The 12,735-nt window shown below is 69.0% G+C and carries 12 protein-coding genes; 8 read left to right on the forward strand and 4 right to left on the reverse strand.

Going from position 1 to position 12,735, the window contains the following annotated elements; translation table 11 throughout:
- The first annotated feature begins 48 nt into the window (after positions 1–48).
- A complete protein-coding gene (locus HQ308_RS06210; RefSeq protein WP_222645921.1) occupies positions 49–894 on the forward strand; it encodes an SDR family NAD(P)-dependent oxidoreductase in 846 nt (281 codons plus the stop codon).
- Between the two features lie 10 nt (positions 895–904).
- Here the strand turns inward: HQ308_RS06210 and HQ308_RS06215 are convergent, their stop codons facing one another.
- Both HQ308_RS06215 and HQ308_RS06220 read right to left on the reverse strand, forming a co-directional pair.
- The gene (locus HQ308_RS06215) at positions 905–1,363 is read right to left on the reverse strand and encodes a PTS glucose transporter subunit IIA (RefSeq protein WP_222645922.1); all 459 of its coding nucleotides are present in this window, start codon (positions 1,361–1,363) and stop codon (positions 905–907) included.
- Entirely contained in the window at positions 1,360–1,590 is a 231-nt protein-coding gene (locus HQ308_RS06220) for a glucose PTS transporter subunit EIIB (protein WP_027507251.1), read from the reverse strand. Before HQ308_RS06220 ends, HQ308_RS06215 begins: the two co-directional genes overlap by 4 nt.
- Positions 1,591–1,862: 272 nt before the next feature.
- Here HQ308_RS06220 and HQ308_RS06225 point away from each other — a divergent pair, with 272 nt between their 5' ends.
- Genes HQ308_RS06225 through HQ308_RS06240 form a run of 4 tightly spaced genes read left to right on the forward strand, consistent with a single transcriptional unit; the run spans position 1,863 to position 5,877 of the window.
- Complete coding sequence (locus tag HQ308_RS06225) at positions 1,863–3,104, forward strand: PTS transporter subunit EIIC (RefSeq protein WP_373425274.1); 1,242 nt, start codon at positions 1,863–1,865, stop codon at positions 3,102–3,104.
- Positions 3,101–4,282 (forward strand): amidohydrolase family protein, encoded by a 1,182-nt coding sequence (locus HQ308_RS06230; protein WP_308115692.1) that lies wholly within the window; start codon positions 3,101–3,103, stop codon positions 4,280–4,282. Before HQ308_RS06225 ends, HQ308_RS06230 begins: the two co-directional genes overlap by 4 nt.
- A complete protein-coding gene (nagB, locus tag HQ308_RS06235; RefSeq protein WP_222632735.1) occupies positions 4,263–5,042 on the forward strand; it encodes a glucosamine-6-phosphate deaminase in 780 nt (259 codons plus the stop codon). Before HQ308_RS06230 ends, nagB begins: the two co-directional genes overlap by 20 nt.
- A gap of 31 nt (positions 5,043–5,073) precedes the next feature.
- On the forward strand, positions 5,074–5,877 hold the full coding sequence (locus HQ308_RS06240) for an SDR family oxidoreductase (protein ID WP_027507247.1): 804 nt from the start codon (positions 5,074–5,076) through the stop codon (positions 5,875–5,877).
- Positions 5,878–5,895: 18 nt separating this feature from the next.
- On the opposite strand, the gene HQ308_RS06245 is transcribed toward HQ308_RS06240, so the two are convergent.
- Both HQ308_RS06245 and HQ308_RS06250 read right to left on the reverse strand, forming a co-directional pair.
- Entirely contained in the window at positions 5,896–6,714 is an 819-nt protein-coding gene (locus HQ308_RS06245) for a shikimate 5-dehydrogenase (RefSeq protein ID WP_222645923.1), read from the reverse strand.
- Positions 6,715–6,760: 46 nt separating this feature from the next.
- Positions 6,761–7,426, reverse strand: a complete 666-nt coding sequence (locus HQ308_RS06250) for an HNH endonuclease family protein (protein WP_027507245.1) — start codon at positions 7,424–7,426, stop codon at positions 6,761–6,763.
- Between the two features lie 133 nt (positions 7,427–7,559).
- Here HQ308_RS06250 and HQ308_RS06255 point away from each other — a divergent pair, with 133 nt between their 5' ends.
- The 3 genes from HQ308_RS06255 (at position 7,560) to HQ308_RS06265 (ending at position 12,728) form a co-directional block, all read left to right on the forward strand.
- A complete protein-coding gene (locus HQ308_RS06255) occupies positions 7,560–10,394 on the forward strand; it encodes a DEAD/DEAH box helicase (RefSeq protein WP_222645924.1) in 2,835 nt (944 codons plus the stop codon).
- A complete protein-coding gene (locus HQ308_RS06260) occupies positions 10,394–11,155 on the forward strand; it encodes an SWIM zinc finger family protein (RefSeq protein ID WP_037187418.1) in 762 nt (253 codons plus the stop codon). The genes HQ308_RS06255 and HQ308_RS06260 overlap by 1 nt, the downstream gene beginning before the upstream one ends.
- Before the next feature lie 64 nt (positions 11,156–11,219).
- Complete coding sequence (locus HQ308_RS06265; protein ID WP_222645925.1) at positions 11,220–12,728, forward strand: CoA-acylating methylmalonate-semialdehyde dehydrogenase; 1,509 nt, start codon at positions 11,220–11,222, stop codon at positions 12,726–12,728.
- Positions 12,729–12,735: the final 7 nt, after the last annotated feature.

Raw genomic sequence — 12,735 nt, forward strand, 5'->3', positions numbered from 1 at the left:
CGTACACTTCGGTCGAGGCGTTCCATCCGCAGATCGAAAGGCTCCTCCGTGCCCACTCCCCGTTCGCTCACCGGTCGCACCATCGTCGTGACGGGAGCGAGCGACGGGATCGGGCGCATCGCCGCGCGCACCCTGGCGGAACGCGGTGCGGAGGTGCTCGTCGTGGGCCGCTCACCGGAGAAGACCGCCGCCGCGGCCTCGGAGATCGGTGGTCGCGCGTTCGTGGCCGACTTCGCCTCGTTCGACGACGTGCGACGGGTCGCGGACGAGCTGCGGGATTCCGTCGATCACATCGACGTCCTGTTGAACAACGCGGGTGGAACGTTCGATCCGTCGAAGCGCACCGCCGACGGGCACGAGCCGAACGTCCAGATCAATCACCTGTCGCCGTTTCTGCTCACCCACCTGCTGCTCGACCGACTCGGCGGTTCGGCGGGCAGTCGCATCGTGAACACGTCGTCCGTGGGCAACCTCGGTGGACGAATCGATCTGCAGGACATGGCCTACGACCGTTCCTCGCCGGCCGAGTTCCGCGCCTACTGCACCAGCAAGCTGATGAACATCGGCTTCACCCGCGGCGCCACGGAGCGGTGGTCCGACCGCGGCATCACGTCGGTGGCCGTCCATCCCGGAGCGGTGCGCAGCAACTTCGGCAACGCCAACGTCCTGTTCCGGGTGATCTACCGGACTCCGCTGAAGTACGTGGCCTCGATCAGTGCCGAGTCGGGCGCCGAGCCGTTGGTGTCGGTGGCCGTCGACAAGCCGGACGCCGAGGTCGCCGGGATCTACTACAGCCGCCACAAGGCTCGCGGTCGCACGAACGGGCAGGTCGACGATCCCGCCGTGGTCGACGGGCTGTGGAGAGAGTCGGAGAAGCTGGTCGGGCTGGCCTGACCCCGGCCCGTCAGAGGACGAAGAGCGGCTCGCCGGCAGAGACGGACGACCCGACCGACGGCGTCGCGAAGGAGTCCGCGGCGGAGTCCATCACGACGACGGGGCACACGTCGTCGAATCCGGCGGCGGCGACGGCGGCCGGGTCGTAGCGCACGACGACGTCTCCGGCCGACACCGAGTCCTTCTCGGCCGCGACGAGTTCGAAACCCTCGCCCTTCATCGTCACGGTGTCGATACCGACGTGCACCAGCACTCCCTTCCTGTCCTCCGTCAGAACCACGAAGGCATGAGGGTGCAGCTTGAGGATGCGCCCGGACACGGGCGAGTGGACGTCCACCATTCCGGTCGTCGAAGCGGGTCTGACAGCCACGCCGGCGCCGACCATCTGCGAGGAGAACACCGGGTCGGGGACGTCGGCCAGTGCGATGACGGTGCCCGCGAGCGGGCTGCCCACGGCGGTGTCGGTCACAGGATGTCGTCGATGTCCTCGGCGAGGGTGTCCGCCTCGGGCCCGACGATGACCTGCACGGCCGTCCCCTTGTGGAAGACCCCGTGTGCTCCGGCGGCCTTGAGAGCGGCCTCGTTCACGAGTGCTCCGTCTCGCACCTCGGTGCGGAGCCGCGTGATGCAGGCTTCGATCTCGACGATGTTCCCGGCTCCTCCGAGCCCGGCGACGATGGCGTCCGCCTTGGACATGCGGTGCTCCTTCCGCTCGGTGACCCGCCCCCGGCGCGATGCGATGCAGGTGGGCGTGCTCACACTTTCTGTTTGACATCAGGCTGCCACCTGGTCAAACTACAACTGGTTATGACCGGACAGTACCCGTGATGGAACCGGTCCACAACACACACGAGAAGAAGGTCGCCATGGCCGGCACGACTGCCACCGGGAACACCGCACCACAGACGCCCACCGAGAAGAAGGACTCCCGCGCACTCGCCGGGTTGCAGCGATTCGGGCGCAGTCTCATGCTGCCCATCGCAGTGCTCCCCGCCGCAGGCATCCTGCTCCGCATCGGCCAGCCCGATCTGCTCGGACGCTTCACCCCGCTCGAGACCACCGCATCGGTGATCTCGGCCGCGGGGCAGTCGGTCTTCACGTGGCTTCCCCTCATCTTCGCAGTCGGCATCGCGATCGGCTGGGCGAAGAAGTCGGACGGCTCCACCGCGTTGGCCGCGGTCGTCGGTTACATGGTGGTCGACGGCGTCTTCACGGCCATGTCGCCGGTGGTGCTCGACGGCGAGGTCGACGCGAACGGCGACCCTGCCGTCATCGACTACGGCGTGCTGGCCGGCATCATCATCGGTCTGCTCTCCGCCGTTCTCTGGCAACGCTTCTACCGTCAGAAGCTGCCCGACTACCTGGGCTTCTTCAGCGGCCGACGCCTCGTCCCGATCCTGACGGCGATCACCGGTCTCGTGGTCGGCGTCCTGATGTCCTTCGTGTACCCGCTGTTCTACAGCGCCCTGAACTGGGTGGGCACCACCGTCGCCGATCACTCCGTCGTGGGCAGCGGTATCTACGGTTTCGCCAATCGCATGCTCATCCCGACCGGCCTGCACCACATCCTGAACTCCGTCGTGTGGTTCCTCGTCGGTGACTACACGGACGCGAGCGGCCAGATCGTCCGAGGCGACCTCAACCGCTTCTTCGCCGGGGACCCGAGCGCCGGAGTGTTCATGACCGGCTTCTTCCCGATCATGATGTTCGCGCTGCCCGCCGCTGCCTTCGCGATCTACCGCAACGCGAAGCCGTCGCAGAAGAAGCTCGTCGGCGGCATCATGCTCTCGACCGGTCTCACGGCCTTCGTCACCGGTATCACCGAGCCGCTCGAGTACTCGTTCATGTTCGTCGCCTGGCCGCTCTACATCGTGCACGCCGTGCTGACCGGTACCTCGATGGCGTTGACCAACGCACTGGGCATCCACGACGGCTTCTTCTTCTCCGCGGGCGGTATCGACTACCTGCTGAACTACGGCATCGCCACCAAGGCATGGCTTCTCATCCCGATCGGCCTGGTCTACGCCGTCATCTACTACGTGTTGTTCAGTTTCGTCATCAAGAAGTGGAATCTGCGCACGCCCGGACGTGAGGACGACGTGACCCTCGACGACGCGGCGGTGACCACCGGCGCACCGGCGGCCACCACCGCATCGACGGACGCCACGACCGCGCCGACGGACAAGCCGGCCGGCGGCGGCTCGGCGTGACCCTCCTCCGCGGGCGCGTCGTCCTGGTGGACGGCGTGCTCGAGGACGGGGTGGTGGAGTTCGAGGACGATCGGATCGTCCGGGTGGGCCCGGCCCGCGAGCGGACGGACATCGCCGTCCCGCCGTCGTCCTCGACGATTCTGCCGGGCATGGTGGACGTGCACTGCCACGGCGGCGGGGGAGCAGGCTTTCCCGATGCCACGGCCGACGCCGTCGATGCCGCTGTCGCGCATCACGTGCGCAGCGGGACGACGACCATGCTCGCCTCCCTCGTGTCCGCCCCGCGCGAGGTGCTCGTCGACAGGACGACACTGCTGGCGGATCTGTGGCGCCGCGGCGACATCGCGGGCGTTCATCTCGAGGGGCCGTTCCTCGCCCGTAGCCGTTGCGGTGCACAGGATCCGGCGGCGATCGTTCCGGGTGATCCGAGTCTCCTCGACGCCGTGGTGACGGCCGGCGGGGGAGCCGTGCGGTCGATGACGCTGGCACCGGAGACCGAAAACCTGGACGCCCTCGCTCGGGTGATGGCCGAGAACGACATCCGTCCGAGCGTGGGCCACACCGACGCCGATGCGGTCACGGTCACGGCAGCGCTGGCGCGGCTGACCGGGCCGGTGAGCGCCACCCATCTGTTCAACGGGATGCCGCCGCTGCATCATCGGGCGCCCGGACCGGTGGCCGCGTGTCTCGCGGCGGCGGGACGCGGCGAGATGGTGCTCGAACTCATCGGTGACGGCGTGCATCTCGATTCCTGGACGGTCGCCATGGTGGTCGACCTCGTCGGACCCGACGGCATCGTGTTCGTCTCCGACGCCATGGCCGCGGCCGGGATGAGCGACGGCCCTTACCGATTGGGCTCGCTCGACGTGACGGTCGCGGACGGGGTGGCGCGCCTGACGCAGGACGGCGACGAGCCGGGAGCCATCGCGGGCGGAACGTCGACAGTCCTCGACATCGTGCGACGGGCGGTGGCCGAGTCGGGAGTCGACCTGGTGTCGGCGGTGCGCATGGGGGCGACCACACCGGCTCGGTTCCTCGGCCTGCAGGACACGGTGGGGCGCCTGGCGGCCGGGATGCGCGCGGACATCGTGATCACCGATGCCGATCTGACCGTGACGAGCGTCGTGAGGCGCGGACGAGTGGAAGTGGGTGTGCCGGATGGAGATCGTCATCCGTGACGACGCAGCGGCGGTGCACCGCACCGTGGCGGACATCGTCGAACGCAGGGTTCGGCAGGGTGCCGCGGTGCTGGGCGTGGCGACGGGGTCCACCCCGTTGGGGACGTACCGGGAGCTCGGTCGGCGGCATCGCGAGGAGGCGTTGTCGTTCGCGTCCTGCCGGGCGTTCCTCCTCGACGAGTACGTGGGTCTGCCGGCCGCCCATCCGCAGTCGTACCGTTCGGTGATCGCCACGGAGTTCGCTGCGGAGATCGACATCGACCCGGATGCCATCGACGGTCCGAACGGCGAGGCGGCGGACGTCGCGGCCGAGTGCGCTCGCTACGACGCCGCGATCGCCGCGTCGGGCGGTGTGGACGTGCAACTGTTGGGCATCGGGTCCGACGGCCACATCGGCTTCAACGAACCGGGGTCGTCGCTCGTCTCCCGCACGCGGGTCAAGACCCTCACGCGCCGCACGCGGGAGGACAACGCACGCTTCTTCCACTCCGCCGACGAGGTACCGCATCACGTGGTGACCCAGGGTCTGGGCACGATTCTCGAGGCCCGCCATCTGGTCCTCGTCGCACTCGGCGAGGGGAAGGCGGACGCTCTCGCCGCGTCGGTGGAGGGGCCGCTGGCCGCGTCCTGTCCGGCGTCGGTGATCCAGATGCATCCGCACGTGACCGTGGTCGTCGACGAGGGCGCGGCGTCGGCGCTGGGGTCGAGTGACTACTACCGGTACGCGTTGTCGGAGAAACCCACATGGCAGCACTTCTGATCGTCGGACGTCCGGTCCCTACAGTGAGCGGATGACCATGTCGACGCTGCGTACGCGTCTCACCGGATCCACCGTCCTCGTCACCGGCGCGAGCTCGGGCCTGGGTGCCGATTTCGCACGACGCTTCGCGTCCCTCGGGTGCGACGTCGTGCTCGTCGCGCGGCGACTCGATCGCCTCGAGGAGCTGGCTGCGGAGATCTCCTCCCGGCACGGTGTCACCGCCACCCCGATCGCCGCGGACCTCGCCGTGCCCGGTGCGGGATCGGCGCTGAAGGCGACTCTCGGTCACCGCGGCATCACGGTGCACTCGCTGATCAACAATGCGGGATTCGGGACGCACCAGCCGTTCGTCGAGGAGGATCCGGTGACGCTCGGCAACGAGATCGCCGTGAACATCGCTGCTGTCGTCGATCTCTCGCGTGCGTTCCTGCCGGGCATGATCGAGCACGGCGCGGGTGTGCTGGTCACGCTCGCGAGCACGGCGGCGTACCAACCGCTCCCGGGAATGGCCGTCTACGCGGCGAGCAAGGCGTTCGTGCTCAGCTTCACCGAGGCGCTGGCCGTCGAGACTCGCGGGACCGGCGTCACCGTCATGGCGGTCTCGCCGGGTCCCACCGAGACCGAGTTCTTCGAGGTGCTCGGCAGCAAGGACGCCGCGTTCGGGAAGATGCAGACGTCGGAACAGGTCATGGACACGACGTTCGCGGCGCTCGCGGCCAAGCGGCCCCCGGCCTCGGTGGTGTCCGGAGTGAACAACAAGCTGCAGTCGGCCGGTGTGCGGTTGCTCCCACGTCGCGCCGCCCTCGAGGTCACCGCCAGAATGTTCCGTGAGTAGTCGGCTGGTCGAACGACCTCAGCGCCGACTGAACTCGGAGGCCCGCTGGATCTGCTCGGTGCGCAGGCGCACGCCGGTGTACAGCGCGAATTGCTCCGCGGCCTGCAGTGCCACCACCTGCGCACCGGTGATCACGGGCTTTCCTGCGGCGCGCGCTGCGACGATCAGCGGTGTCTCGGACGGCACCGCGACCACGTCGACGACGGCGCGAGCGGCGGCGATCTGCTCGGTGGCGAACGGCAGCGCGTCGGAGTCCGGACCGCCGGCCATCCCGACGGGTGTCACGTTGACGAGGACGTCGGCCGAGACGTCGTCGGCGGTGGCCGACCAGCCGTAGCCGTACTTCCCGGCGAGAGCCGGTCCGGTTCTCTCGTTGCGCGCCACGACAGTTCCCGTGGTGAAGCCCGTGTCCCGCAGCGCGGCGACGACGGCCTTGGCCATGCCGCCACTGCCCGTGACCGCGACCGACCACGACGGGTCGAGACCGGCCTCCCGGACGAGGTCCGCGACGGCCTGGTAGTCCGTGTTGTAGGCGTGCAGCACGCCGTCCTCGTTGACGATGGTGTTCACCGAGTCGATCGCGGACGCCGAGTCGTGCATGACGTCGACGTGCTCGATGCAGGCCTCCTTGAACGGCATGGACACTCCGCAGCCGCGGATTCCGAGCGCACGGATTCCGGCGACGGCCGCGGGGAGGTCGGTGGTGGTGAACGCCTTGTAGACGAAGTTCAGATCCAGCTCGTCGTAGAGGTAGTTGTGGAACCGGGTCCCGATGTTGCTGGGCCGCCCCGACAACGACATGCAGAGCTGGGTGTCTTTGGTGAACACACGCGACATGACGGGCAGCGTAACGGTTCCGGCGACGGCTCGGGTTCGGACGGAGTCAGGGGCAGGAGTTCGACACCGTGGTCAGCACGTCCCGGTCGGCCACCGTGACGGGAAGCCCGTACCGGACGGCCACCGTGAGGAACCGCCCCGCGTAGTAGCAGTGGTACGCGCCGTTGGGAGGCATCCAGTCCGAGGGGGTCTTGTCGCTCTTCGACTGGTTCTCCGCACCCGAGACGGCCATGAGGTTGTACGTGATGTCGTTGGCGAAACGGATGCGCTGATCGAGCGGCCACTGCCATGCGCCCATGTCCCACGCCGCCGCCAGCGGGTAGGTGTGGTCGATCTGCACGTCGCCCGCGCTCTGCTTGCTGAACGGCAGCACCGATCCCGTGAACGGATCGCTCAACGATCCCGCCACCACGACGCAGTCGTTGGTTCCCGGCCGGAACTGCACGTCGGTGAGCGCGAGCTGCAGCACGTTGTCGCGGGTGCCGCAGCCGTCGTGTCCGCCCGGACCGTCGTAGTCGTCGGTCCAGGCGGGACCGAACACGCATCCGTCCCCGGCCTTGCAACTGCGCTCGTACCCCGGCACGTCGGGCCGGGAGTCCACGACGGCGACCTGCGCGAGCAGTGACTCGATCGTCGTCGCGGGGGGACTGCCCGGTGCGGGAGTGGGCGCGCCCAGCAGCGTCGAGCAGCCGGTGAGGACGGCCAGGACCATCGCGGCGACGAGCGCGGACGCGAGACGCCGCGTCGGCCGGGTCGAGGAGAAGGTCACGAGGAGCGAGTATGCCGGGTGGGTCCGACAGGACGCGGGACGTTCTGCACAGGCCTCGCAGTGATTGGATGGCACCATGCTCCACGGCCTCTGGACCCCCGGTCGAGGCCTGATGTTGTGGGAGGACGACGACGCCCCGAGCGGCGACCGTCACTCGGCCGACACGCCGGAGCTCCCGCCTCACCTGGCCAAGGTGATGTCCCGACGGATGCGGCACCGTGCCGACGTCACCCTGCCGACGCCGCGCGGACACGTGGCGGTGTCGATGCCGTCGATCGCGCTGGCGCCGGCGGACGCAGCGGAACTGCTGTTGCGCGTTCCGCCCCGCCACCCCGCGATCTCCGGTGATCTGCGCTATCTCGCCCTCGTGGTGGCCGGGGTGGAGCGGTGGGTCCGTGCTGCGCGGGTGGTCCCGGTGCAGGTGCGGTTCGAGTCGCAGTGGTGGCTGCGGTGGCGACTGGTCGGAGGGGAGCCACAGCGCGCGTGGCGCGCGGAACTGGCGGCCGCGATGCCGCCGGTGCAGAGTGCGGAGGGCGGTGCGCGCGCCGTCCTCGACGACCTGCTCGCCGAGGTGACGGATCCGATCGTGCGCCGCGTCATCGGACGCCCCGGAGTCGAGCATCCGCTCCTGTGGTCCCTCGTCGAGGAGGAGCCGTACGAGGAGGGATCGGCTCGCTCCGAGGCGGCACTGGAGCAGTGGCGGGCGAGCCTGCGCGGCGACGAGCCCGAGCTGGTCCTGCGGCTCACCGAACCGGACGACGACGAGGAGACCGGGGAGCCGTTGTGGCCGCTCGAGGTGTTGCTGCGTCCGGACGGTGAGGCGCCGACGCCGGTAGTGGTGCACCGCGGTGGCGGAGCGCCGGGTGTGCGCGACGCGGAACTGTTCCGGGTCGCGGTGGCGAAGCTCGGCGAGGCGATGGCCGCGTACGAGCCGCTGCGCTCGATGGCGACGGACACCGGCTCGCTCGACATGCTGCTGCCCACGGCGGCGGTGACCGACTTCGTGCTGCACGGGGTCGAGAAGCTGCGTGCCGTGTCGGTCGGGGTGCTGCTTCCGCGGGCGTGGAGTCGCCTCGACGCGTCGTTGCGGCTGAAGGTCGACTCGCCGCCGTCGCCCACCGCGGAGAACCGGGCGGTGGGGTTGGACGAGATCGTCTCGTACGACTGGCAACTGGCCATCGGCGACATGGAACTGACGCCGGAGGAGATGGCCCGGCTCGCGTCGACGAAGGGCGACCTGGTGCGACTGCGCGGCACCTGGGTGCAGGCCGACGGAACCGCCCTGAGCCGCGCGATCGAGTACGTGAAGAAGCAGAACCGGGACCGCGCCCTGCCGCTCGCCGACGTGCTGGGGCAGTTGTCCGCCGAGAAACCGCCGCCGGTTCCCGTCGAGCGGATCGAGGCCACCGGCTGGGCGCAGAAGTTGCTCGACCCGGACCGCCGGCCGGAACCGGTGGAGGTGCCCGACTCGGTGCACGCGACGCTGCGGCCGTATCAGCAGCGCGGTGTGGAGTGGCTCGCCTTCATGAGTTCGGCCGGCCTCGGGGCGGTACTGGCCGACGACATGGGGTTGGGAAAGACGCTGCAGCTGCTGGTTCTCCTGGCGCACGAGCGATCGGTGACACCGACGTTGCTCGTCGCGCCCATGTCGGTGGTGGGCAACTGGCAGCGCGAGGCGGCGAAGTTCGTGCCGACCCTGCGCGTGCTGGTGCACCACGGGCCGGATCGCGCGACGGGGGACGACCTGACGGCTGCGGTGCGCTCGCACGATCTGGTGGTCACGACGTACGCATTGTTGGCCCGCGACGTGGGCGAACTGTCGGCGCAGACCTGGCGACGGGTGGTGCTCGACGAGGCCCAGCACGTCAAGAACAGCAGCACGGCGCAGGCCCGCGCGGCGCGGGCGATTCCCGCGGCGCACCGGATCGCGCTGACGGGCACGCCCGTGGAGAACCGGTTGGACGAGCTCCGGTCGATCTTCGACTTCTGCAACCCCGGCATCCTGGGCACCCCGGCCACGTTCCGGGCACGCTTCGCGATCCCGATCGAACGCGAGAAGGAGGAGACCGCCGTGGCCCGGTTGCGCTCCCTCACGTCACCGTTCGTTCTGCGGCGGGTGAAGACCGACAAGACGGTCATCGCGGATCTGCCCGACAAGTTCGAGATGACCGTGCGCTCGAACCTCACCGCCGAGCAGGCGAGCCTGTACCAGGCCGTCGTCGACGAGATGATGCGACAGATCGCCGAGAGCGAGGGCATGGCGCGCAAGGGTGCGGTGCTCGGCGCACTGACCCGGCTCAAGCAGGTGTGCAACCACCCTGCGCACTTCCTCGACGACGGGTCGACGGTGTTACGTCGTGGCAAGCACCGCTCCGGCAAACTCGCACTCGTGGACGACATCCTCGACTCGGTCCTCGGCGACGGCGAGAAGGCGTTGTTGTTCACCCAGTTCACGGCGTTCGGCTCGATGGTGGCGCCGTACCTCGAACGCCGGTTCGGCGTTCCCGTCCCGTTCCTGCACGGTGGTGTGAGCAAGGGCCGACGGGACGCGATGGTCGAGGAGTTCCAGTCCGCCGGCGGTCCTCCGATCATGATGCTCTCGCTCAAGGCGGGTGGCACCGGCCTCAACCTGACGGCCGCCAATCACGTGGTGCACCTGGACCGGTGGTGGAATCCGGCGGTGGAGAACCAGGCGACGGATCGCGCGTTCCGCATCGGCCAGCGCAAGGACGTCCAGGTGCGCAAGTTGTTGTGCGTCGGCACCGTGGAGGAGCGCATCGACACCATGCTCACCACGAAGAAGGATCTGGCCGATCTCGCGGTGGGCTCCGGCGAGAGTTGGATCACCGAGTTGTCGACGGGGGAGTTGCGCGATCTGCTCACGCTCTCCGAGGACGCGGTGGGCGACTGATGGCGCAGTTCGACCAGTTCGGCCCCCGGCGGCGGATCCCGGACGGCATCGCGGCGAAGACCTCTCGGGGCGCCTTCGGTCGCACGTGGTGGGGCAAGCAGTTCGTGGAGACCATCGAGTCGATCGCCGACGCCGGGCGGCTCTCGCGCGGACGGACGTACGCCCGCGGCGGGCAGGTGATCTCCCTCGAACTCCGGCCGGGGCGGATCGACGGCGACGTCCAGGGCAGTCAGGTGGAGCCGTTCTCGGCGTCCGTGAGCATCGCTGTCCTGGATCCGTTCGACATGGACGCGCTGATGTCCGACGTGCAGGAGTCGCCCGGCATGCTGACCGAGCTCGCCTCCGGCTCTGTTCCGCGGGCGCTGGGGCCGCGGCTGCTGCTGTCGAGTGCGTCGCAGCTCGATTTCGACTGCACCTGCCCCGACAGCGGGTGGCCCTGCAAGCACGCCGCGGCGCTGACGTATCTCGCCGCGGAGCGGATCGACGAGGACCCGACCCGCCTGCTGGCGCTGCGCGGAGTCGACCTCGATGCCCTGGTCGGGTTCGTCGAGGACGCGGAGGCGACGGTCGATCCGGACGATCACTTCGGTGACGCGACGACGCTGCCCGCGCTGCCGGACCCGCTGTTCTCGCCGGCGTCGGACGATCTCGAGGCGTCGTTGCTGCGCATCGCGTTGCGGACTGCGGACGTCGACGAGCGCGGGGTGCGGTCCGCGATGGCGGAGCTCGATGCGCTCTATCGGCGGATGGGCGGGGCGTGATCCTGGACATACATGGACGTCCGACTATAGGATCACCTCACTCAACGACGACGAAGGTGGATCCGTGACCCGAGAACTGACGCACTACATCGGTGGACAGCACGTGGCGGGGGAGTCGGGCCGTTTCGCCGACGTCTTCGACCCGAACACCGGCGAGGTGCAGGCCCGCGTTCCGCTCGCCCGTACGGCGGAGGTCGAGGCGGCCGTGGCGAACGCCGAGGAGGCGCAGGTCGAGTGGGCGCTGCAGAACCCGCAGAAGCGTGCCCGCGTCCTGATGCGCTTCCTGGCCCTGATCAACGAGAACATGGAGCCGCTCGCCCAGTTGCTCTCGTCCGAGCACGGCAAGACCGTGGCCGATGCCAAGGGCGACATCCAGCGCGGACTCGAGGTCGTCGAGTTCGCCACCGGCATCCCGCATCTGCTCAAGGGTGAGTTCACGGCGAGTGCCGGAACGGGTATCGACGTGTACTCGATGCGTCAGCCTCTCGGTGTCGTCTCCGGCATCACCCCGTTCAATTTCCCCGCGATGATCCCGCTGTGGAAGGCCGCGCCCGCGATCGCCTGCGGCAACGCGTTCATCCTCAAGCCGTCCGAGCGGGACCCCTCCGTGCCGCTGCGGTTGGCCGAACTCTTCCTCGAGGCCGGTGGCCCTCCCGGAATCTTCAACGTCGTCAACGGTGACAAGGAAGCAGTCGACGCGATCCTGACCGACCCCCGCGTCAGTGCGGTGGGCTTCGTCGGCTCCACGCCCATCGCCCAGTACATCTACGAGACGGCGGCGGCGCACGGCAAGCGCGCCCAGTGCTTCGGCGGAGCGAAGAACCACGCCATCGTCATGCCCGACGCCGACCTCGACGAGGTGGCCGATGCGCTGATCGGTGCCGGCTACGGCAGTGCGGGTGAGCGCTGCATGGCCATCTCCGTGGCCGTTCCCGTCGGCGAGGAGACCGCGGAGGCCCTGCGCGCCAAGCTGGTCGAGCGCGTCGAGAAGCTCAGCGTCGGACGCAGCGACGACGCGGGCAGCGACTTCGGACCGCTCATCACGGCCGAGGCCGTCCAGCGCGTCACGGACTACGTGCAGATCGGTGTCGACGAGGGTGCGGACCTGGTGGTCGACGGCCGAGGCTTCTCCCTCGCCGGCCACGAGAACGGGTTCTTCACCGGCGCAACGCTGTTCGACAAGGTGACGACGGACATGCGCATCTACAAGGAGGAGATCTTCGGACCGGTGCTGCAGATCGTGCGTGCGGCCGACTACGAGGAGGCTCTGCGCCTGCCGTCGGCTCACGAGTACGGCAACGGTGTCGCGATCTTCACGCGCGACGGTGACACGGCGCGCGACTTCACCGCGCGGGTGAACGTCGGCATGGTCGGCGTCAACGTTCCCATTCCGGTGCCGATCGCGTACCACACCTTCGGTGGCTGGAAGCGGTCCGGATTCGGCGACCTCAATCAGCACGGCCCGGATTCGGTGCGGTTCTACACCAAGACCAAGACGGTCACCCAGCGGTGGCCCAGCGGCCGCAAGGAAGCTGTGGCGCAGAACCACTTCGTCATCCCGACGATGGACTGACGGTGGC

Source organism: Rhodococcus sp. BP-241 (assembly GCF_019836145.1).
GTDB lineage: Bacteria > Actinomycetota > Actinomycetes > Mycobacteriales > Mycobacteriaceae > Rhodococcoides.

Bases quoted from the DNA above. Each gene is read 5' to 3' on its own strand.
- HQ308_RS06220 (WP_027507251.1), bottom strand. From the start codon at position 1,590: ATGTCCAAGGCGGACGCCATCGTCGCCGGGCTCGGAGGAGCCGGGAAC.
- nagB (WP_222632735.1), top strand. From the start codon at position 4,263: ATGGAGATCGTCATCCGTGACGACGCAGCGGCGGTGCACCGCACCGTG.
- HQ308_RS06225 (WP_373425274.1), top strand. From the start codon at position 1,863: ATGCTGCCCATCGCAGTGCTCCCCGCCGCAGGCATCCTGCTCCGCATC.
- HQ308_RS06245 (WP_222645923.1), bottom strand. From the start codon at position 6,714: ATGTCGCGTGTGTTCACCAAAGACACCCAGCTCTGCATGTCGTTGTCG.
- HQ308_RS06240 (WP_027507247.1), top strand. From the start codon at position 5,074: ATGACCATGTCGACGCTGCGTACGCGTCTCACCGGATCCACCGTCCTC.
- HQ308_RS06260 (WP_037187418.1), top strand. From the start codon at position 10,394: ATGGCGCAGTTCGACCAGTTCGGCCCCCGGCGGCGGATCCCGGACGGC.
- HQ308_RS06250 (WP_027507245.1), bottom strand. From the start codon at position 7,426: ATGGTCCTGGCCGTCCTCACCGGCTGCTCGACGCTGCTGGGCGCGCCC.
- HQ308_RS06255 (WP_222645924.1), top strand. From the start codon at position 7,560: ATGCTCCACGGCCTCTGGACCCCCGGTCGAGGCCTGATGTTGTGGGAG.